Below are 22,023 nucleotides of genomic sequence, written 5' to 3' on the forward strand. Positions count from 1 at the left end.
TATGTCCTGCATGGGCATCCCTCCATTCGAAAAAAATGTGTAGAAAAGAAAGCCTGCCAAAGATTTGCTTTTGACAAGCATGGGTGCGCGTATATAATGCTATCCATAAATGGCCTTTCGGCCCGATCCTTCGTCTTTCATCCAGCGAATGACGCCGCTGTAAAACGGTACTTCTACTTTCTACGATGAACGTCGCTCTGCCAACCAGTGGTCTAATTGTTTTTGCTTCTCTGCAAGGATTTTGTCAATACCCGCTGCTCTGAGTTCTTGGTTCATACGCGGCAATGTGACTGCCGGGTCGAGAGAACCACATTCCAAGGCATTACGATATTCGTCCAACACCGCATTGCAGGCGCTGACCTCTCCAAGCACCTCGGTGTTATCCCATACAAATCCGCGTGCTGGGGATGGGTGTGCCTCTTGATTAAAGGTCTCCACCTGCTGCCAAACATCCGGCGGATCTTTCTGCCATACATGAGCGATTAACTCATTAGGCCATGACCAAATAATAAACCCATAGGGTACATTGTCACTGTCAATCCCCTTTGGAAATCCGACAATATTTTGCTCATGGTCCAGTATTTGATAGGTTTTCCCCTCAATTCCATAGGTGAGCAGGTTTGCCAGTTCTGGATTGGTGTACATCTCGTTGAGTACCCGCATGGCTTTGTCGGGCTGCTCGCTGGTATGACCGATGCTCCACATCGAAGAAACCAATGTGGTCTCGCTATACGGCGGGACAATTGAAAAAATCCCAATTTCATATCCCACACTCCGGATGACCTCACCATATTTATCGGGTTTTACATTGGCAAAGTGCCCAAATCCCTTTCCTGCCCGCATCAGCGAAAACTCGTTGTCCGTATTGGACGCGCCGTCCGGCATCAGCAGACCTTTCTGCGCCCAATCCCACTGGAGCTCCACCATCTGCCGGTAGGAATCCGTCTCAAACAGATTGACAACCTCCGTGGAATCCGTAAAGCTGTTCTCCAGCACACCTAAGTCGTCTCCCAACCGGTCATATGGCATTGGGAGCCTTGCCAAGCCACTGCTGGTGACGACCGGATACATGTCCGGATATGCATCCCGTACTTTTAGCAGAAGATCTTCAAGATCCTGTATGGTCTGCAAATCCTCTTCCTGATACCCCAACGCCTCTGCTAGATCTTTCCGGTAAACAAACCCGCGCCCGGTCGCTTTTTCCCGGTTAATCGGTACGCCACAGATCATTCCATTGAACGTGACACACTGCCAGTCCTCCGGTGAAATGTCCTCTTGAATCTCCGGGCCACACAAAGACAGATAATCGTTCAAGGGGGTAATCAGGCCATAGTTCACCATAACAGCCACGCCCGTTTCAAAAGTCGGGAAAAGGTCCACTTTTTTTCCGGTGGAAACCGCCAGTTTCACCTGTTGGAGGCAATTTTCCTTTGTCCCCTGATAGGTCAAACGGATCTTGGCCTCGCAAGATTCTTCAAGGATGGCGTTTGCACGCTCTTCGATTTCTTTTCTCAGCGGTTCAGAAGCCCTTCCCAACGCATACACATCCACCGTATAAAAATCCTCAGAAGAACTCTGCGAAGAAGGTGTTTGCTCTGTCCCAGTTGTTCCATTTGTACAGGCTGTCAAATTCCACAGTAGAACTCCCGCCAGCAACATCGCCAGCCATCCTGTCCGCTTCATGATTGGCCCCCTTGCTCTCTTTTTATCGGGGCAACTCTCCAAAATACTATCGGAATTCCTTTTTGAAGCCTCGCAAGGTTTCAGCCGTTTGTTTTGCAATCCCCCTTTTTTCATTTGATCTTTTTGATTCATTGTATTTATATTATACTCGGTTGATTTTTTGATTTCTGCCAAAATCCTGACCTCCACTATCAAAAAACTGACAACTTTTCTATAATTTTCTGCCTTCGAACCATTCATTATCAAAAATCCGACCTCGTCTTATCACAAATCAGACCTACTATGTTTGTGATTGGGATCTTCTCCCGTTTCACCGTGTCTATCATATCCTGGCGGTTCCCATTACAATGATTTATTACTCGATAAGCAATAGGAGCCGCTTCCCGTTTTATAGCCGTCCTTTGATGACGGTTGCCTTAGTCACATCTGCCCGTTTGCTCATCTGCGACAGGGATATGAGGCAATAGTAGGGCTCATCCGATTGCGAATATACTTCGACAGTTTTATTTTAATGCAAAAGAGGGACAAATTGAATAACTTTTTCAAAAGCAAAATCTAGGAAAAAGGTTCCATATGAAGAAAGGCCGTTTTAACAATATCCACGGAGACAACAAAAAGCCCACCTTCCAGCATTTTACTGGAAGGTGGGCTTTGAAATTTCATGGGACAGTGTACTCAATTAAGAAGCATAAGCATCCTGCAAGATCGAACGTACTACGAACTCGCCCGGTGCATTTGTGGGACCCTCGACAAAAGTCTTTTCTGCGGAAACACGGTGCTTCTCCAAAATATAACGCAGGATGCTCCATCCAGCATCCAAAACACAGATTGCGTATACGTGGCCGCTGCATTTATCGCGGATACATTCCGCAATGGATGCTACATCTCCTTTGTGCTCGCCATCGCGAATCTGCGGAATGACCACATGATATTTGTCCTCCAACTCTTTGAGGTCCGAAATTTTTGTCCAATCGCCTGGATATACCATCAGGACGGTCGGTCCGTCCGCCTTTCCAATCTCAACAAAGTTCATATGATAACGCTCCCTTTTCGTCGATCCGGTTCTATCACCGGTATGATTTGATTGGATCTCGATTCGTCGATCCATTTTTACATTCCCACACAGCGGGCGGACTGTCCCTCAAACAAGTGGACATTTCCGCTCAAACAATACTGCTGTAGTACGGACCACAGCTTTTCTATATCGTGTTTTTCCATCGCACACAGCGGTGGCCTACACGGTCCTACGTCCATTCCCATCATGCAGAGCGCCTGCTTTACAGGGATGGGATTGACGTCCATAAACAAAGCCTGCATCAGATTCGTATATTGCAGCTGCAATTCACGACTGCGGGCAACATCTCCGTCAAAGAAACTCTGGCAGATCGAATGCATCACACTCGGCGCCAAATTCGATAACACAGAGATGATTCCCTTTGCCCCCAGCGCCAAGGCGGGAAGCGTCTGATCGTCGTTTCCAGAATAAATGTCCAGACGGTCACCACACAGGGCAGCAATGGTTGCCATTTGCGAAAAGTTCCCGCTGGCCTCCTTCACTCCCACAATGCGGTCATTTTCACAGAGCGCCAAATACGTTTCTGGCTGGATATTGACGCCTGTACGCGATGGAATATTGTATAGGATGACCGGCAGATCGGTTGCGTTTGCACATGCATTGAAGTGCTGCACCAGCCCCCGCTGCGATGCCTTGTTGTAATAAGGCGTCACATGCAGAAGCGCATCTGCACCCGCTCGGGCCGCCCCCTTTGAAAGCTCCACCGCATGTGACGTGTTGTTGGAGCCTACGCCGGCGATCACCGGAATCCGGTGGTTGACACGGCGTACAGTGTGTTCTACCACTTCACAGTGTTCTTCATCGGTAAGCGTGGACCCTTCTCCCGACGTACCGACCACCACAATGGCGTCCGTATGTCCGGTGAGCTGGCGGTCAATCATTTGATCCAGCATGCTGTAGTTGATGCGAAGGTCCGGGTACATCGGGGTGACCAGCGCCACTCCCGCGCCTTGGAAGACCGTTTTTCCCATCTGTGCTGACATCCTTTCTAGGGTGGCCACAGTTTTTCTCTGTCTGGGGGAGGCGTTCTTTCATACAGCGGCTATGGAAAGCCCCAATAGCCCTCAAATCTTCCCCAATGAAGATTGAGGCTGTCACCGCCATCCCGCCAGATCTTTCTGGCCATGCCCTGACAAAGCTTTTTGGCTTTCTTTCCTAAGGGAAACCCCTCAGAAATTGCCCCTATTATACGTCCGTCCTTCCAAAAAGGGAATCAAGAACACATTAAGAACCCTTCTTCTTCATAAAGACTTCATTAAAATTTGCTGGCCTTTCCGTTCTTCTGATAGGTCTGTCTGTTTCTTCCAAATTATTATCCAATTCCTTGTTCGTTTCCCATAAAAGGACTGGTGAATGACGTGATTCATGTGTACCCAAAAGAATTTTTTGACCCGCTTGCCCTTTGCCTAAAAAGCTTCTATTGGACAAATCGTCATGAATACAAAACGCTTCGATAGATTTGAAACAATAAACATTGAGCTATATTTTATGAAATCTGAAGCGGTGGAACTACAAGGCCGATCAAATGTCTTGGGCACCCATAAGACGGCTTCAAGACACAGGGCCCTTATAATCGTGATACAAATTGTATCCGGCTTTCTAAACTACCCCGAAAGGTTATAAACCATTATTAAAGCGTTATAATGGCGCGGCGAGACCCCACCCTTGCGATCCTTGTCTATAGGCCAATTCTTTGGTGTCCTGGATGTGTTACACCACCAAACATTCTTTCATAAACAAAAACGTAGTATCTTATCTAGGGTTTCGATGTGTCTATCAATTCTTTATTTCCATCCCCCTTTCCCTATCATGCAACAGGGTTCGGTAGCTAAAATGGGATGATCCAAAGCCTCATAAAAAGATTCCATTTCGTCCTGTGTTGTACGATATGTGATTCCATTCTGAGTGGCAAAGAATCCCATCAAATTGCCTCCATCGACTTTTACAAAACCAATCTCTACGAAATAGAAACGCAATAAAAACAGGGCAGGAAGTACGAGCAAAAGGCTTGATTTTGTACATTTTCCAACATGTTCCATACATATGGATAAATATTACTCTGGTCGTGTTTTTCTCTTCAAACAATAAAAATTGCGCTGCGGTTTTCGCAGCGCAATTTTTATTGTTTCATTCATTTTATCAGACGATAAAAGCCATCACTTCTGATTTTTCGTAAAGTTCCAGGAATCCCGGCACATATCGTCCAACGTATATTTGGCTTCCCAACCGAGCTCCTTCTTTGCTTTCGAAGCATCCGCATAACACTCCGCGATGTCACCCGGACGGCGCGGTGCAATCTTGTAATTGATCTTTACACCGGAGGCCTTTTCAAAGGCTTTTACGACATCCAGAACCGAGCTGCCTTTTCCAGTGCCCAAATTGTAGATTTCCGCCCCCTGGACGCTGTCCAATTTTTCCAGTGCCTTGATGTGGCCGACTGCCAGGTCGCACACATGGATGTAATCGCGTACACCGGTGCCATCTGGGGTTGGATAGTCGTCTCCATAAACCGAGAGGCACGGCAGCTTACCAGCCGCTACACGCGCAATATACGGCATAAGATTGTTCGGAATGCCGTTTGGATTCTCACCAATCAGCCCGGACGGATGGGCGCCAATCGGGTTAAAGTAGCGCAACAGCGCAACCTTCAGGTCCTTATCCGCAACACAGACATCCTGCATGATCTGTTCGATAAAGAACTTCGTGGTGCCGTATGGATTCGTGGTGCCGCCTGCCGGCATATCCTCCTTAAACGGAACCTTGTTGTTCATCCCGTAGACGGTCGCAGAAGAACTGAATACGATCTTCTTGACCTGATATTTGCGCATGAGATCGAGCAGGTGCAATGTTCCCGTGATATTGTTGTGGTAATATTCCAACGGCTTCTGGACAGATTCGCCCACCGCTTTAAGTCCTGCAAAATGGATCACTGCGTCGATCTTGTGCTCTTTGAAAATCTTTTCAAAGTTGTCGTAATCGAGCATATCACATTCATAGCTGGGGAAGGTCTTCCCTGTGATCTTCTCTACGGCACGCAGTGCGTCGGGAGAGGAGTTCACATAGTTATCCATCACAACAATGTCAAAACCATTGTTGAGCAGCTCCACACAGGTGTGGGAACCGATAAATCCGGCGCCGCCGGTCACCAGTACTGTCATAATCAATCATCCTTTCTGGTATCCGGCCGTCATTGGACGCCCGACACACTTTTGCGCCAGGGGCGGCAACCGCCGGTAATCTGATCTTGATGGACCATACAGCGCATTGCTTTCAGCCAACCATTTTTACACGCCAGCTGCCCTACAAGCGCCATCTTACAATTTTATTCGCCCTTTTTGCTTTCCATAAACTTCGCGTACGCTGCGCGGAGTTCCTTGGAAGTTTCCTCTGGGCAGGTCGGGTTGCAGTGAGCCCATGCGCCCGTCTCGCTGGAAGCGTTAAACTTCTGCTTATCAGCACTGCGCATTGGTGGGAAGAACTCAATGTGGAAATGGAAATCCTTGGAGTAATCGCCCGAATTGACCGGCGCATTGTGCATGCACATCATATAGGGGAAACGGTAGTCAAATAGGCTGTCGAGCATCCCCACGGTGTCGCGGATAGTAACACCAAGGCTGTACTTTTCTTCCTCCGTGAGGTCTGTAATATACTGCACATGGCGGTTTGCCATGATATAGACGCCATAGGGATATTCGCAATAGAACGGGAGATAAACCGTGAAGTGCTCATTCTGGAAGATGATGCGCTTTTCTGCCTCGAGTTCATGTTTCAACGTATCACAGAACAGGCAGTTGCCGGTTTTTTCCAAATATTCCTTTGCGGACGCGGTTTCCAGCGCAAGCTTCTTCGGAATAAAAGAATAACCATACATCTGGCCGTGCGGATGGGGCATGGTCACACCCACCACTTCGCCGCGATTTTCAAAGGGGAACACATATTTGATCTTTTCGTCGGAACGCATTACATTGAACCGTTCACACCACAGGTCCACCAGCTTCTTCATGTGGTCATAGGACAGCTCCGGCATGGTCACCGTATGGCCGGGAGAATACAGGATGACTTCACACTTGCCGTAGGACGGCTTTACCTTGAAAAAGTCGTTTGCAATCCCCTCGTCCGGCTCCGGTGGATTTTGGGAAAGCGCCGGGAAGTCGTTGTCGTACTCCAACACTTCATAATCCGGTACATTGCCAAAGCTGGGGCAAAACGGGCAGTAGTCCTTGGGCATCTGGGGGCGTCCCTGCCGGTTCGACGCAATCATCACCCAGTCCTGAATCAACGGATGCCATCTCAATTCTGCCATAATTCATTTCCTCCTATATCCCTATGTATTTGAAAATATAAATTTGATACAAAAAGCAGGTCTGTATTACAGGATACGCGTGCCGCCTACCGGGCGGATGCGCAGGTTGTGGCAGCTCCCCTCTCCGGTGACCGCCTCCATTGCTTTCACAAACTCTGGCAGATAATCCACCGGAACAAAGGTCTGTACGGTGCCGGCAAAACCGCCGCCGTGTACACGGTAAGCGCCGCCGCGCTTTTCCAACAGGCGCTGGGCAAGCGCCAGGACAATCGACACACCCTGCTGCTGCGGATGGCTCGCCGAGAACACATTCTGCAAATACATGTAGCTGGAATAGCCGGATTCGACAATCAGCTTTTTAAACGTATCAAAATCATTTGCCTTCAGAGCCGCGGCTTCGTCGAGCACACGGGCGTTGTCCGCAAAGAAGTGCATCGCACGCAGCACGCAACGGTCGCCCATCTTCTGGCGAAGCGCTGCAATATTGGCATAAAACTCCTCTTCATCGACTTCGCGCAGAACCTCTTTGCCAAAGAATGCCGCAACTTCCTTCATCTCTGCCGGCACCGCCGCGTAATCGGGCGTCAGGTCGGAGTGGCTGCCCTTGGTGTCAATGATGCAGAGTGCATAACCGCACTTTGTGAAGTCAAAATCCACTTTCTGCGCTTCTGGATGGTCTTTATCTTTGAAGTCAATCTGGACAAAGCCGCCCACCGAACTGGCCGCCTGGTCCATCAGCCCACAGGGCTTTCCAAAGTACACGTTTTCTGCGTACTGGCCGATCTGAGCAATGGAAAGCGCGCTTTCCTTTCCCTCGCAGAACAGTTCATTGACGATGGTCCCTACAAGCACTTCAAAAGCAGCGGAAGAAGAAAGACCGGAACCCGTCAGAACATTGGACGTCGTGTAAGCGTCAAAGCCGCCCACTGTATAACCCAACTGCTGATAGCGTGCACAGATCCCGCGAATCAAAGCACGGGACGTATTCATCTCAGAGGGATTGACCTCCTGGTTTTTGGCGTCGATTTCATCCCCTCTGTGACCCTCGGACTTGATACGCACCTTGGTGTCCGGGTTCAACGCTACAATAGCGATGACATCCAAGTTGACGCTCGCCGCCAGCACGCGCCCGCGCTGATGGTCGGTATGATTCCCGCCAATTTCGGTGCGTCCAGGTGCGCTGAAGATCGAGATATCGCGGTCTGCGCCATAGAGTTCTTCAAACGTCTCAATCGCATGTACGAATCTCTCACGATAGCCAGCGACATCCGCCGTGCTGCAAGCGTAGATGTAAGCCATCTTTTCATCCAGCCCACCGCTGGAGATCATTTTTTTTACTTCTGCTGAAAGCATGATTGGTACCTCCCGTTTTCATATGTTTTTCCAGAGCGGAACGCGCGATCCGCCATCCGGTTTATTTCCCTTTGTCTTGCTTTCATTGTATCCCCATTGGGACGCGCAAACAAGGGCAATCCGTATCAATTTTATGGATATTTGATGCAGGATTCCAGTTTTTCCCCGATATGCACCATTCCCTCCTACAAAGGGACGCACTTTTTGAAAAAATGCTATATTTATTAAATTATACCATAATTTCCACAGATTACCACTGCTTTTTAGAAAAACATCTCACCCTTTCCCGTAAAATGGTCGATTCTTCCCAGAACCACTGTATTGATCTATCCAAATTTTTATCTGTACTTTTTCCCTATATTTTTTTGTATATTCTGCGATAAATCGGTAAAGAACTTGCTTCGTTGTCAATTTATGATAAAATAATAGAAATCGGTAGAATAACAGGAGAGGAAACGGCACGTGCGCTATGAAAATTCACATTTCCTCCAAAAAGCAAATTATTCAGGTTTTGATGCTCTTTGTTGTGCCCCTGGTTTTGTTCCTGGTCGGTTACAATTTTTATACGATGCAGGCCATGAACGAGCGCGTGGCGGAGAGCAACCGCAGCACGGTATACCTATATAAGAGTTCTCTGGAAAAAGACCTACAGGATATTGATCTCTTCCTTGCCAACCTTGTGGTAGGCGATACCAATTTTCAACGTTTGCGCAGTCCCATGGACCCGCTGGAAGCACACCTCTGTTCCAAGCAAATCATCAACCGGTATCAGGAAATGATCGCTACCAAGCGGATCATCGGAGGTATGTTCCTTTTCACAGAGCCGAACGGACTGCATCGGGAAGCCTATGGCGGTTCCTACACCTACACCGTCAAAGAGCAGCTGCGCTCCTATCTGGAAGAACTCACTGGCTCCGGAGAGATAGACCGCAGCCGTTGGCAGATCTATTCCATGGGAGACGAGGCCTTTTTGCTGCGAATTCTCGGCAGCGGTGGGGTCTATTCCGTCTGTGCTGTGGATCTAAATCGGTCGCTGCGGCCGCAGGATTCCACGGACCCACAGAATGGCGTATTGTTGTATGCGGCTCCGGATGGGCAGCTGTTGACTTCACAGGAATGGGCAAAGCAGGAGGAGGTTCAAATTCAGTGGACTTCGGATTCCTTCTATCAGGCTGGAAATGGCCAATATCTCGCTGTGCAACAGTACTCCGAGGTGGCAGGGGTCTGGTTCGTCTATCTGACCCCCTATCGAGATCTTCTTCACCATATGGATTTCGCTCAGCTTTTGCTGTTGATGGCTTCGATCGCCCTGCTGGTACTTCTTCCCATCTGTTACTATATTTTAAAACGGCTGTTCTTTAAGCCTATGGAACAGTTGGTACAAACCATGAACGCTATTAAATGTGGCGACTTGGATGCTAAAATGGAAACCGACTATCGTGTGGTGGAATTTAAGCAGTTGAGCGATACCTTCAATGGCATGATGGAGGAGATTAAATCCCTCAAAATTGCCGCCTACGAAAAAGAATTGGAGCTACAGAAGGCACAACTACAATATTTGCAGATTCAGATACGCCCGCACTTCTTCTTGAACTGTCTAAAAAATCTGTATGCACTCGCGCAGGAGAGGCGTTTTGAACAGATTCAACAGATGATTCTGGCCCTGTCCGACTATCTGCGCTATCTATTTTCTGATAATATGACACTGGTCCCTCTGCGGGACGAGCTACAAAGTGTCAGGCGCTATCTGCTTTTACAACAGATGAGCGCCTCCTGCCCTCCCACCTGCGACATCGACGCGGATGAACAACTTTTTGATTTTCAAGTGCCTCCGATGTCCATTTTGACCTTTGTGGAGAATTCTGTTAAGCATGCCTCTCTACCTGGCGAACCCCTCGCAATCTATATAAAGGTCATGGCACTCAAAACGGAAGAGGCGCGATATATCAATATTTCCATCTCCGACAATGGAAGTGGGTTTCCACCGGAAATGCTGGAAGCGCTTAACCAAGCGGGGAAATTTGAATACACGGGGCAGCATGTCGGTATCCTTAACGTGAAGTATCGTTTTGCGTTGCTCTATAAAGGTAAGAGCATTTTCTCGTTCAGTAATCTGAAAAGAGGTTCCCGAATCGAAATTTTTATTCCAGAAGAAGGTGACAGCGATGACCGTTCTTGTGGTCGATGATCAATCCAATGTGGTTGGTGGAATCATCTCCGGCGTGCATTGGAGTGATATTGGGGTGACAAAGGTTGTCCCAGCATATAACGCCTTTGAGGCAAAGCAGATTCTATTGACACAGCGGGTTGACATTATGCTCTGCGACATTGAAATGCCTGTGGAAAATGGGCTTGCTCTTTTCCGTTGGGTTCAGGAACAAGGCCTGGACACCGAATGCATTTTTTTGACAGCGCACGCAGATTTCTATTATGCCAAGGAGGCTGTTCGCCTGGGTGGATTCGATTACATCCTTCAGCCCGCCCGTTATGAAGATATCCAAGCATCTGTCCTTCGGGCCATACACAAGGTGGAGACCCGCCGGGAACTTCAAGAGTATTCCTCCTATGGAAAAATGATGTATCGACGCCGCGATGTTCTGTTGGAAGGAATGCTCAAAGGTTGGTATTGTGGGGAAGAGGTTCAACTCTCCACCATCCTAGAGGACTTCGAAAAGTTAGAAATACCTATCCACGGCGACACGCCGGCCTATTATGTTTTGATCCAGCTTCTCCGATGGAACGATTGTACAAACGGGTGGAACCGTGACCTTGTAAAATATGCCTTTGCAAATATCTTATCTGAATTGTTTGCCCAGTACGGCCAAAAGATTCTTTTGGTTCAGCTGGATCGCTCTTCTTTTGCCTTTCTCTCCTATGCAGAGGAAAGCATCTTTATGGATGAATCGGCTTTAAAAAGACAGCTGACCTCCTTTTGGGAGGCTTGTGCCAATCACTTCCATTGCGAAGTCGCGTGCTATGCCGGCCCTCGTCTGTTCCCTTCCGAATTGACCGGCCGTGCGCGTGTACTCCTGCATCTGCGCGAACAAAATGTTGCGTTGGCCAGCGGGGTCTTTTTTCCTGGGGACATCGCTGAGACCCCACATGAGCACAAAGAGTCTCCCAATTTCAAACGTTGGGAGAGCCTATTGACCAGTGGATATGCGCCCCTAGTCGGTCGTGAAGCCAAGGGATATTTGGACAATCTGGCGCAAGCCGGGACATTGGATGCCGACACCCTTCAGTGCTTTTATCAATCTATGTTACAAATCCTGTGCAGCGCTGCTGAGGATGCCTCCATTCCTCCGGGAGAATTCCTTCCCGAAAAGAAATACAGCCAGCGTTCTCTGAACAACTACCTGACCATCGACGATGTGAAGGGTTGGCTGGATCGTGCCACCAGAGCCTTCCAGACGGATGTCCATTCAGACAAAGATACGAAGGGGCAGATGGAACAGATTGTTCAGTACATTCAGAATCATATCGAACGGGACATTCGTCGTACAGAAATTGCAGAGGAGTTCTACCTGAATCCCGACTATCTCTCCCGCCTTTTCAAAAAAGAGATGGGTGTACAGCTCAAAGATTTTATTGTAGCTGAAAAAATGAAGGTAGCGCAGGACCTTTTGCGCACCACAGCGTTGCCTGTAAGCATGGTTGCAGCAAAGGTCGGATATTCCAACTTCTCCCATTTTTCACAGGTTTATAAAAAAGTGATCGGCCGTTCGCCCGCCGAGGATCGCGCGTCGCAGGGGGAAAACGTCCTTTAAACTGGCAAGAATTGTCGCTACATTTTCGTTTTATCAACAAGAATCTGTTTGGGAATGAAGAACTCTATGCGCCCTGCCGCCAACATTTCCTTTTGGACAACCGTAAAAAGGCCCGCGGAGAACCATCCGCGGGCCTTTGCTATTTTATTCCGTTTGTGTGAGATAATCCATCTCTTCCTGCACATTCTCTTGCGTGACAATTCGATGCGGCGCCCGCACATATTGACCGTTCATCCGCTGTACCGTTGCCTGTGGATCTTCACCGTCCGCCAATGTGCAGGCAATGTCCAACATTGCTTGAGCCTGAATCTGCGCGTCATTGACCACAGAACCGAGCATTTCTCCATTTTGAATCGCCTCTAGGGCAGACATTGTGCCGTCCACTCCTACGACCACCGGACCGTTCTCCAACATGTCCCGCTCCTTCAGAGCATCGATCGCGCCAAGTGCCATATCGTCGTTGTTGCTGAGCACCACTTCAATTTCGTCACCGAATTGGTCCAGCCAGGCAAGCATTTTCGCTGATCCAAGGGACCTCTGCCAGTTCGCCGTGTCATTCGCCAACTTCTCCATTTGAATGCCTGTGGCCGTGATGGTCTTAACCGAATATTCGGTTCGGATCAGGGAATCTTGATGGGCCTGTTCCCCTTCCAACATTACATATTGCAGCTTACCATCGCCATTTTTATCAATTTCTGGATTCTTTTGTACGGCATCCAGAATAATCTGGCCCTGCATGATGCCGGATTCCTTGGCATCCGTTCCCACATAGTAAGCGCGGTTCCACATCCGGATGTCCTCCTCCACTGGCTCCCGGTTGAAAAAGATCACTGGGATGTCCGCACGCTTGGCCTTATCGATGATGACCGCAGCGACCGTACGATCTACCATATTGACACAAATGACATCATACGACTGTGAAATGAAGTTGTCCACCTGATCGTTTTGATTGGACTGGCTGTTTTTCCCATCCGTAATATTCAGAATGATTTTCTTCCCCGTCTCTGCCTCCTTGTCCTTGGACAGCCGTTCCAGATCATCACACAGGGCCGCAATGAATGTATCATCGCTCCGGTAAGTTGCCACGCCAATTTTGACGGTCTGTATCGGATGCGAGTTCCCGTCAACATGACAGGCGGTGGCCCCGAAAAGACAAGCCATACTGAGCAACAGGCAAAGTACACTTTTCACGAGTCTCTGTGTCACAGGATCATCCCTTTCTGCGGCTGCTCATCGAACAAACGGAAATAGCAGCCTCTGATTTTCTGGAGTATACATGTCCGCATAATTGACAATTGCAAAGTTTATGGTGGCGTTTTCGCTCCAGTCCCCCTTGATCTGGCTGACCGCAGTTGTCACCCCCAGATAGCCAATATTAAATTCGTTTTGCACTCCAATGGAGGTGATGACTTTTTCTTCCAGATAGGAAACAACCTGGTTGGTGCGTCCCACGCCAAATATATCGACTGTAGTCACTCCCGGCGGGCTGAGCTCCTTCTCCGCACGGGCAACCGCCTCCAAGGTAGCTCCATCCAACGCCACAGCCTTGTTGACATCCCTCTTCTGCAGGAGCTTTTTGGCGGTTTCATACGCTTGCGTCGGGTCATCCGGGATCTCCCAAAAGCTTAGTTCCATCCCATTCTGTTGTAAGACCTCCAACATTCCTTGGTACCGCTCATATACGCTGGAACAAGAAAGGCTACTTTGTAAAATAGCCACTTTATTTCCCTTTGCGCCTTGTTTGAATATTTCTTCCCCTAAGGCTCTCCCCAGGGCAAAATTGTCGCATCCAATATAGGGGAGGTTTTCCAGTCCTTCCACAGTAGATTCAATGGCAACAACCGGCACAAATTTCTGCGCTTCCTCAATCGGAGCCCGCAGATCCTGCGAATTGACCGGCGCAATCATCACAGCGTCTGCGCCGTTCTGCACCTCACGCTTTAACAGTGCGACCTGCTCCTCCACATTGTTTTCGCTGGACAGATAGATGGACGTGATCTCAACGTTCAGATCATTGGCGGCCTGTTCAATCCCCTGTTCGATTGTACTCCAACTTTCCGTTTTTATCCCTCGGGCAATAAAAGAAATCTGAATGGGTTCCTCATATCTTTTATTCCAGCCGCTGTCGCCGGACAACCCAATCAAGGATACCCCCAATAGGATAAACACGACGGCAACCACCAATATTTTCTTCTTACTCATCAAAGGCCTCCCAAATGGTTTCCGGTCGGAGCAAGCTCCTTCCCTTTATTTGGCAGGAAGATGGATTCGGGCCGTAGTTCCCTCATCCGGTTCACTGTACAGGGAAAGGCCGTAATCTGGGCCAAAGTAAAGTTGTATGCGCTCCTGTACATTTTTCAACCCAATGCCAGAGCCCTTGCCGCGCACCTTCCCGGTGTCCTTGGTCAGCAGAGCATCCGCCTGTTCCTGTGGCATCCCCAAGCCATTGTCCACTACATCGATATAGAGGTCCCCATCCTTGCGATACGCACGGATATAAATTTCACCGTCTCCGTCCATAAACTCCATTCCATGGTAAATCGCGTTTTCTACCAATGGCTGTACAATCAGTTTGATGGTCTGGCAATGAAGTGTCTCGGGTTCCGCCGTAATCTCATACGTAAATTTATTTTTGTAGCGAATTTTCTGAATTGTTAAATAATTTCGGACATGTTCCAGCTCGTCCGCAACGGTAATGATATTTTTTCCCTTCGAAAGGCTAATTCGGAACAATTTTGCCAGAGATGTCACCATTTGAATAGCGCCTTCGTAGCGCTCATTTTCCACCATCCAAACAATCGAATCCAGGGTATTGTAAAGGAAATGGGGATTGATCTGCGATTGCAGCGCATCCATTTCACTTTTTCGTTTGCTCTCCTGCTCTGTAACTACGTCGTCCATCAGTTTTCGCATCTGTTCGGCCATGGAACGGATTGCTTTTCCAAGATGCTGAATTTCGTAGGAACCTTTGATACTGATATGAGCATCCAGGTTCCCCTTTTCCAGTTCCTTAACCGAACGTTCCAGAGATTTTACCGGATTGGCGATTCTCTGAGAGAGAAACATGTTCACTGTAATCAACAAAAAGATGGCAAAGCAAACAAAGAACATGGAAAACAGCTGGAATTGACTGTAATCGTTTGTAATATCCGACATGGGCACCACGCCGACAATCCGCCAGCCCGTGTATCCTACCGTCTTGACGGTCACCAAACGTTGCTGCCCCTCGAAGTCCTCTGTATGGGTGCCATCCTCGTAGGCAGCCGCCTGCAAATTGTTTTCATGGATTAAATTGGAGTAGATCAACTGTTGGCGCGGATGATAGATGATTTCCCCATTCGCGTCTATAAGATACAGGTATCCCGATTCCCCCAGATCGACATTCTTGCAAATCTGTTCGATGCCGCTAAAATTCATATCGACCAATAGCACCCCATGCACAATGGAACCACTTCGCGTAAGCTCGACTGAACGGCTCAACGAGACAACCCAGCTGTACCGGTTATCCGAATTGGTAAACAAATTCTGTACATGCGGTGTAGAAAAATGTAAGTTTTCAATCCGCTCATTTGCAACAACGAACCAGTCCTGGCTCTTGGGGTCCACTGTAAATTTCAGCTGAGAGAGCGGCTCCGCAGCGACTACTTCACCGCTGTCTGTAAAAACGGCCACACTGACCAACAGGTCCCGGTTTGTTTCATAAAGCAAGCGCATATCTTTGACGAGGCTGTCCATGTCCGTCTCAATGTCAACATTTTTGATGACACGGTAATACATGGAATCCGAGACACGCATCATGTTATGCAGGTAATTGTCCAAGTTTAAATTGACCTGGCTTAACATACGCCGGTTGTCATCGGAGACCATTTTCTCACTGGAATTGATAAACCGCGCGGACAGTATGACGGCCACCAGAATCATTCCGGCCACCGCCACCAAGGTAAAGGTGATCGAAATCGTAAACTGGATGCTGCGTTTTTTATAAGCATGTTTGATCCTCTGCGAAAAGTTTCTCAGACGTCTCAGCATCACAATCCTCCATGGGTTCGCGTTCCACACCCCACCTCTTCCCTACAATTTCTCTATTTTCCCACAGGCTTTTCGGAATTGTCCCTTGGTGGGGGCGCCGCTTGACGGTATTTGGAAGGGGAGACGCCGAAACGCTTTTTAAAAACATAGCTAAAATAGTTCGGCTCCGTGTAGCCTACTTTTCCAGCGATCACATACGTCTTGTCGTCGGTCGTATTGAGTAAACTCAGCGCATGTTGGAGCCGTACCTCTGTCAAATAAGAAACAAAGCTCATCTCTGTTTCCCTCTTGAAAACCGTCGAAAAATAAGCGGGGCTCACATGTAAAACCGCACACAGCTTTTCCACAGAAATCTCCGGGTCCATATAGTGTTCTTCAATATATTGTTTGGCATTGCGTGCCAGAAGTTTTGTAGAGTCCAGGCGTTCCCGTTTGACCTGAGCACTAATTCGTGTACAAGCCTCGATCAACCACTGCCGGATCTTGGACGGTGAATGTGAAAAAATCGTGGTAAAATAATTGAATTCTTCGCCAAAGACCTCATCTGTATTGAGTTCATAGGTGCGCACAACACGCAACAATGCAGTAACCAACTCTACCAAATAAACCTGATATTGACCGACCGGAATGAGCTGCGCTTCAAAACGCGAAAACAGCTCGTTGACCACCTTTGTGATCTCCTCTTCCCCGCCCAATTTGATGGCGTTAATCAAGGCACGTTCTTCCTGTTCTCCAAATTGCAGTTGTACCGAAGTGTCAGGTTCCACGTCCTTAATATATATTGCACGGCCTTCGCCCATGATAGCGCTGTAATCCAATGCGCTTTGCGCCTGCTGATAAGAGCGGCTAATCTCATTGAGATCCGTGCAAAGGCCGCCTACGCCGGCGGAGATGTCCCCGCCCAATACACGGGATGCACTCTTACAGACTTCATTCAATCCAGTAATCAAGGAAGTGACATCGTTATCACTCTGAAAATCCGCCAGAATGACAACATTATCCATATAAAGAAAACTTGTGAAATGGCAAAACCGCCCCAAAATCTCTCCGACCGTTTTTGCCACGGAAAGCGGAACCAACTCCTGCGCGCTACGAAGAGGCGTTGCATCGGCCAAAGCCTGTGCAGAATCTCCCTCTGCATGCACCAATGCGACCGTCCAATATTTTGCAGCCAAGTGAAGTTGGAACATTTCTGCCTGTGCTTGTACGCGCTGCTGTGGAACACGTCCTTCCAAGAGTCCAACCAAAAATTGCTCCCGCAGCACAGGCAAGCTTTCTTGATAATTTCGGCGCAACTTTTCAATATCACGCTGATCTGCAAGCTCCTGATCCAATTGGCATTTCAGCTTTTGCAGGGTCTGGGTGAGCTCCTGCGCATTAACTGGTTTCAGCAAGTACTCCGTGACGTTCAATTTGATTGCCCTTTGCGCGTACTCAAAATCATCAAATCCGGAAAAAATAATCATCTTCACAGAGGGCATTTTCTCCGCGATGTGTTGACACAGTTGCAAGCCATCCATGAACGACATTTTAATATCGGTCATGATGACGTCTGGATGCAGGTGTTCGGCCAATTCCAATGCCTCTACGCCATTTTCCGCACTGCCGACTACCTCATATCCCAGGGCATTCCAGTCGATTTTCCGGATAATCCCTTCTCGAATCTCCTCCTCATCATCCACCACAATTACTCGATATTGTCCCATATGTGGAAACTCCTTTGTTTGTTTTCAGTCCACGGCCTTTCTTGTAGCATCTCACAATTTCCGCTTTCATGACAATGATTCTTTAACTATTTGATTGTTCTTTAAATTTATTGTACCATTCTTACACAAATTGCGCAACACTTTCCATTTCATAGGCACACTCGGTCTTTCTGCGGGCAATTCGATGGAAAAAACAGCACGCATTGACCGATAATATTGAGAACATATCCGCTCAAAAAGCGGAATAAAAGACCTTGTACAAGCCCATCTAAAAATCGTTATTTCGTTTTATTGTAACAGAAACCGAAATCATATGGCTGCATAATTCAGAAATTCGCCGCAGAGACAAGGAAATTTTTCATCCTACCCTTGTTTTTTCTCTCCCCATCGTTGCACCTCTCCGCAAATTCAATTGGAAATAAAAAAAGGCCTGTTCCAGAAAATCTGGAACAGGCCTGAATTTTCAGATGTAAATTACTTTCTTCTGTACTTGGACAGGTCGATTGCAACAGCGATCGCGATAATGATGCCCTTGATCACCTGCTGCCACATCGGGCTAACACCGATGAACTGCAGACCATACTGGATGACCGTAAAGATCAACACGCCGCTGATGATGCCGCCAACCGTACCGATACCACCATTCAAAGATACGCCGCCGACCACGCAAGCCGCGATTGCGTCGAGTTCGTAGCCGTCGCCATAGTTGTTGGTTGCACCAGCTGTTCTAGCAGCTTCCAAAACGCCGCCAACACCATACATGAAGGAAGCAAGAATGAAGATGCCCATGATGGTCTTGAACACGTTAACGCCGGAAACAACAGCCGCTTCACGGTTGCCGCCGATCGCATACACGTTCTTACCAAATACCGTCTTATTCAAAACGAACCAGATAGCAATTGTAAAGACAACTGCAATCGGAACCAGGACGGAAATCTTACCAAACAGCTTTGTCTGGCCGATAGCCGAGAAGTCCGGGCGGATACCGCCGATCGGCTGGGAACTGTTCGGAGGCATATCGAAATACAGAGAACATGCACCGTAGATCATAACCTGCACAGCCAAGGTGGCGATGAAGGGATGCATGTCATACTTTGCAACCAAGAAGCCATTGACCACACCAAACAGCATACAAGCTACAATTGCTGCGATGATCGGCAGAACAACCGGCAGCTGCGGCAGGTCCGGATAGAAACGATTTGCATATGTAGCTGTCTGCAACATAGAGGTGGAGATAACAGCTGCCAAACCGACCATACGGCCAGCGGACAGGTCCGTACCTGCAATCAACAGGGTGAAGCAGATGCCCAATGCAATAATCATTCTGGTAGAGGACTGCGTTAAAATGTCCAAGAGCACCTGAATCTGCATGAAACGGGGCTCAATAAAGCAAATCACGACAACCAACGCCAACAATGCCAGCATGATTGCGTTATTCGTCAAAAAGTTTTTCGCTGCTCTGGAGGAAAAAGAAACCTCCGGATGGAGGCGCTCGCCTCTCGTCATCTGTACAATACCATAGACAACGGCGATTACGCCAATGCCAAGGATAAACCACGGCAGATCAAATGTCGCTTTTGGATCCAATACAAAGTTGAGAATGACACCCAGGACAGCAAGAACTGCGCCCACAACGATGAAAGACAGCGCATATTTTTTGCGCGGGATCGTCTTTTCTCCTTGCATACCCATTTACCTCACTTTCTTTTTTACATATACCCATCTTTCGCGCGACGATCGTACAGGCATATGGCTATTAAAATTTTTGAAAAACCCTGCCACACTGGCCATGAGTTTTCATTTACATAAATTTGGTAGCCAAACGCATAACGCCAACGGAGTCCGCCTCGCCGCGGTCCAGGAAGCCCGTGACACGGCCTTCGCACATGACCATGACGCGGTCCGCCATGCCCAACAGTTCGGGCATTTCCGAAGAGATCATGATAATCGACTTGCCTTCCTTAATCAGGTCATGCATGATCGTATAGATCTCATACTTTGCACCAACGTCGATACCGCGTGTCGGTTCATCCAATATCAGGATGTCCGGATGCGTCAACAACCAGCGCGCAATCAGAACCTTCTGCTGGTTGCCACCCGACAGGTTCTGCATCAATTCCTTCATGCTCGGCGTCTTTGTGTGCATGCTTTCGTTCGATTCGGTCGCCGCTTTAAAGCGTTTGCTCTCCTGCAACACGCCATGCTTTGCAAAGCTCTTCTGTGCAGCAATGACCGTGTTGTCCTCGATCGACAGAATGCCAAATACGCCGCTCTGACGGCGTTCCTCCGTCAACAGCGCCAGCCCATGCGCCTTTGCATCGCGCACCGACTTCACCTTGAACGGCTTGCCGTCCTTTTCCACATGGCCCGATGCAATCGCACGCAGACCGAACAAAGCCTCGACCATCTCTGTACGCTGTGCGCCTACCAGACCGCCGATGCCCAATATTTCTCCTTTATGCAGCTCAAACGACACATGCTGGAACGACTTCGGCAACGGCGAACACAGATCGTCCACCTTCAGCACGACTTCCTTCCCCGGCTTGTACGCCTTCGGCGGGAAACGGTTCGTCATATCGCGCCCTACCATTCGGTTGATAATCAGGTCCGTTGTCAGCTCGCTTGCCGGCCAGGTTCCTACATACGTGCCGTCTCGCATGATCGTTACTTCATCCGAGATCTTCAAGATCTCTTCCATCTTGTGGGAGATGTAAATGATCGCGCAGCCTTTTTCCTGTAGCTGCCGGATAATCTTAAACAAGTGCTCGGTCTCGTTGTCTGTCAACGATGACGTCGGTTCGTCCATGATGATGATCTTCGAATTGTAGCTGACCGCCTTCGCTATCTCCACCAACTGCAAGTTGGACGCCGACAGCGTTCCCGCCAGTACCTCCGGATCAATGTCCAGGTCGACCTCTTTAAAGAGCTCCTTTGTCTTTTTGATCATCGTCTTTTTATCGACGGCGATCCCTTTCATGGGGAATCTTCCCAGCCAGATGTTTTCCATTACCGGGCGGAACCGGATTGGGTGCAGCTCCTGGTGGATCATCGAGATTCCCAGGTCCAACGCCTGTTTCGACGTATTGATGACCCGTTTCTTTCCATCCAGGATGATTTCGCCGCCATCTTCATGGTAGATGCCGAACAAACACTTCATCAGTGTCGATTTTCCTGCACCGTTCTCGCCCATCAGAGCGTGCACGCTGCCGGGCCGCACTTTCAAGGTTACTCCGTCCAGCGCTTTTACGCCTGGGAATACCTTCGTGATGTTGTTCATTTCCAGCACATATTCTCCCATACGATCAATCCTCCTTCTTGCTAAAATTAAGCGGGGAACGGAAAGCGCTCGCTTTCGCGTTCCCCGTAGAACAAGCTTTTCTTTAAGAAATCAAAAGAAAGTGTACTGCGTTCGCGCTAATTAGGACATGTAATCCTGATAGTTGTCCTGTGTGACCTTTACATAGTCAACCCAAACATACTTGTCGTCGGTAACCGGATAGCCAATGTTCTCTTCGGTGATTTCCTTACCCTGAGCAGCTGCAACAGCGATGTTCACGCTAGCATTGCCCTGGCTGGTGGAATCGTTCAGAACTGTACCGAGCAAGGAGCCGTCCTTCATAGCTTCCAGAGCCGGAGCCGTTGCGTCAACGCCAACAACCGGAATATACTTGGACTCGTCGCCGGAGTTGTAGCCTTCTGCCTTCAGAGCTTCGATTGCGCCCAGAGCCATGTCGTCGTTGTTGCACAGAACAGCTTCGATCTTGTCAATGCCCTGAGAGGAGATAAATGCTGCCATCAAGTCGGTAGCCTTAACCTTATCCCACATAGCGGTGTCAGCAGCCAGCTGCTCAACGCCGAATCCAGCCTCTTCGATTGCCTTCGGAGCATACTCGGAACGGAGGGTAGCATCCTGGTGGCCAGGCTCGCCCTGAATCATGACATACTGGACCTTGCCGTCGCCATTCTTATCAGCTTCCGGATGAGCGGTGAAGTAATCAGCGATGATCTCGCCGGACATTGTACCGGACTGCTCTGCACGGCAGCCAACATACCATGCCTTGTCATAGGAATTCATGTCTTCCTCGGACGGCTGGCGGTTCTGCAGAA

15 protein-coding genes are annotated in these 22,023 nt (G+C 48.7%); 2 read left to right on the plus strand and 13 right to left on the minus strand.

Translation table 11 applies throughout. The features are described 5' to 3' along the window. Positions 1 to 180: 180 nt before the first annotated feature. The 6 genes from B9Y59_RS13580 to B9Y59_RS13610 form a co-directional block, all read right to left on the minus strand. On the minus strand, positions 181 to 1,683 hold the full coding sequence (locus B9Y59_RS13580) for an ABC transporter substrate-binding protein (RefSeq protein ID WP_158089043.1): 1,503 nt from the start codon (positions 1,681 to 1,683) through the stop codon (positions 181 to 183). Between the two features lie 679 nt (positions 1,684 to 2,362). Beyond that, a complete protein-coding gene (locus tag B9Y59_RS13585; protein WP_054323289.1) occupies positions 2,363 to 2,716 on the minus strand; it encodes a hypothetical protein in 354 nt (117 codons plus the stop codon). Positions 2,717 to 2,793: 77 nt separating this feature from the next. After that, positions 2,794 to 3,729, minus strand: coding sequence for a 4-hydroxy-tetrahydrodipicolinate synthase (gene dapA / locus B9Y59_RS13590; protein ID WP_054323290.1), 936 nt, complete (start codon positions 3,727 to 3,729; stop codon positions 2,794 to 2,796). Between the two features lie 1,185 nt (positions 3,730 to 4,914). Next, on the minus strand, positions 4,915 to 5,916 hold the full coding sequence (gene galE, locus B9Y59_RS13600) for a UDP-glucose 4-epimerase GalE (RefSeq protein ID WP_054323292.1): 1,002 nt from the start codon (positions 5,914 to 5,916) through the stop codon (positions 4,915 to 4,917). Positions 5,917 to 6,080: 164 nt separating this feature from the next. Continuing rightward, positions 6,081 to 7,061 carry a galactose-1-phosphate uridylyltransferase gene (gene galT, locus B9Y59_RS13605; protein WP_085534137.1) on the minus strand — a complete coding sequence of 327 codons (981 nt, stop codon included), beginning with the start codon at positions 7,059 to 7,061 and terminating at the stop codon, positions 6,081 to 6,083. A 66-nt stretch (positions 7,062 to 7,127) separates the two neighbouring features. Then, on the minus strand, positions 7,128 to 8,414 hold the full coding sequence (locus B9Y59_RS13610; protein ID WP_085534140.1) for a galactokinase: 1,287 nt from the start codon (positions 8,412 to 8,414) through the stop codon (positions 7,128 to 7,130). 469 nt (positions 8,415 to 8,883) lie between these two features. Between B9Y59_RS13610 and B9Y59_RS13615 the strand changes: the two genes are divergently transcribed. Next, positions 8,884 to 10,602, plus strand: coding sequence for a sensor histidine kinase (locus B9Y59_RS13615; protein ID WP_085534142.1), 1,719 nt, complete (start codon positions 8,884 to 8,886; stop codon positions 10,600 to 10,602). Beyond that, the gene (locus tag B9Y59_RS13620; protein WP_054323294.1) at positions 10,580 to 12,181 is read left to right on the plus strand and encodes a response regulator transcription factor; all 1,602 of its coding nucleotides are present in this window, start codon (positions 10,580 to 10,582) and stop codon (positions 12,179 to 12,181) included. Before B9Y59_RS13615 ends, B9Y59_RS13620 begins: the two co-directional genes overlap by 23 nt. Before the next feature lie 144 nt (positions 12,182 to 12,325). On the opposite strand, the gene B9Y59_RS13625 is transcribed toward B9Y59_RS13620, so the two are convergent. The 7 genes from B9Y59_RS13625 to B9Y59_RS13655 all read right to left on the minus strand — a co-directional run. Next, a complete protein-coding gene (locus tag B9Y59_RS13625) occupies positions 12,326 to 13,387 on the minus strand; it encodes a galactose ABC transporter substrate-binding protein (RefSeq protein WP_054323295.1) in 1,062 nt (353 codons plus the stop codon). Positions 13,388 to 13,411: 24 nt separating this feature from the next. After that, positions 13,412 to 14,383, minus strand: a complete 972-nt coding sequence (locus B9Y59_RS13630; protein WP_054323296.1) for a substrate-binding domain-containing protein — start codon at positions 14,381 to 14,383, stop codon at positions 13,412 to 13,414. Positions 14,384 to 14,428: 45 nt separating this feature from the next. Continuing rightward, positions 14,429 to 16,210 (minus strand): sensor histidine kinase, encoded by a 1,782-nt coding sequence (locus B9Y59_RS13635; RefSeq protein ID WP_054323297.1) that lies wholly within the window; start codon positions 16,208 to 16,210, stop codon positions 14,429 to 14,431. Between the two features lie 53 nt (positions 16,211 to 16,263). Then, positions 16,264 to 17,916 (minus strand): response regulator, encoded by a 1,653-nt coding sequence (locus B9Y59_RS13640; protein WP_085534144.1) that lies wholly within the window; start codon positions 17,914 to 17,916, stop codon positions 16,264 to 16,266. Positions 17,917 to 18,390: 474 nt separating this feature from the next. Continuing rightward, positions 18,391 to 19,602, minus strand: coding sequence for a galactose/methyl galactoside ABC transporter permease MglC (mglC, locus tag B9Y59_RS13645; protein ID WP_054323304.1), 1,212 nt, complete (start codon positions 19,600 to 19,602; stop codon positions 18,391 to 18,393). Positions 19,603 to 19,717: 115 nt separating this feature from the next. After that, complete coding sequence (locus B9Y59_RS13650) at positions 19,718 to 21,214, minus strand: sugar ABC transporter ATP-binding protein (RefSeq protein WP_085531524.1); 1,497 nt, start codon at positions 21,212 to 21,214, stop codon at positions 19,718 to 19,720. A gap of 120 nt (positions 21,215 to 21,334) precedes the next feature. Continuing rightward, a partial coding sequence (locus B9Y59_RS13655; RefSeq protein WP_143255389.1) for a galactose ABC transporter substrate-binding protein occupies positions 21,335 to 22,023 on the minus strand: 689 nt, incomplete at its 5' end.

The organism is Anaeromassilibacillus sp. Marseille-P3371 (assembly GCF_900169665.1).
GTDB lineage: Bacteria > Bacillota > Clostridia > Oscillospirales > Acutalibacteraceae > Anaeromassilibacillus.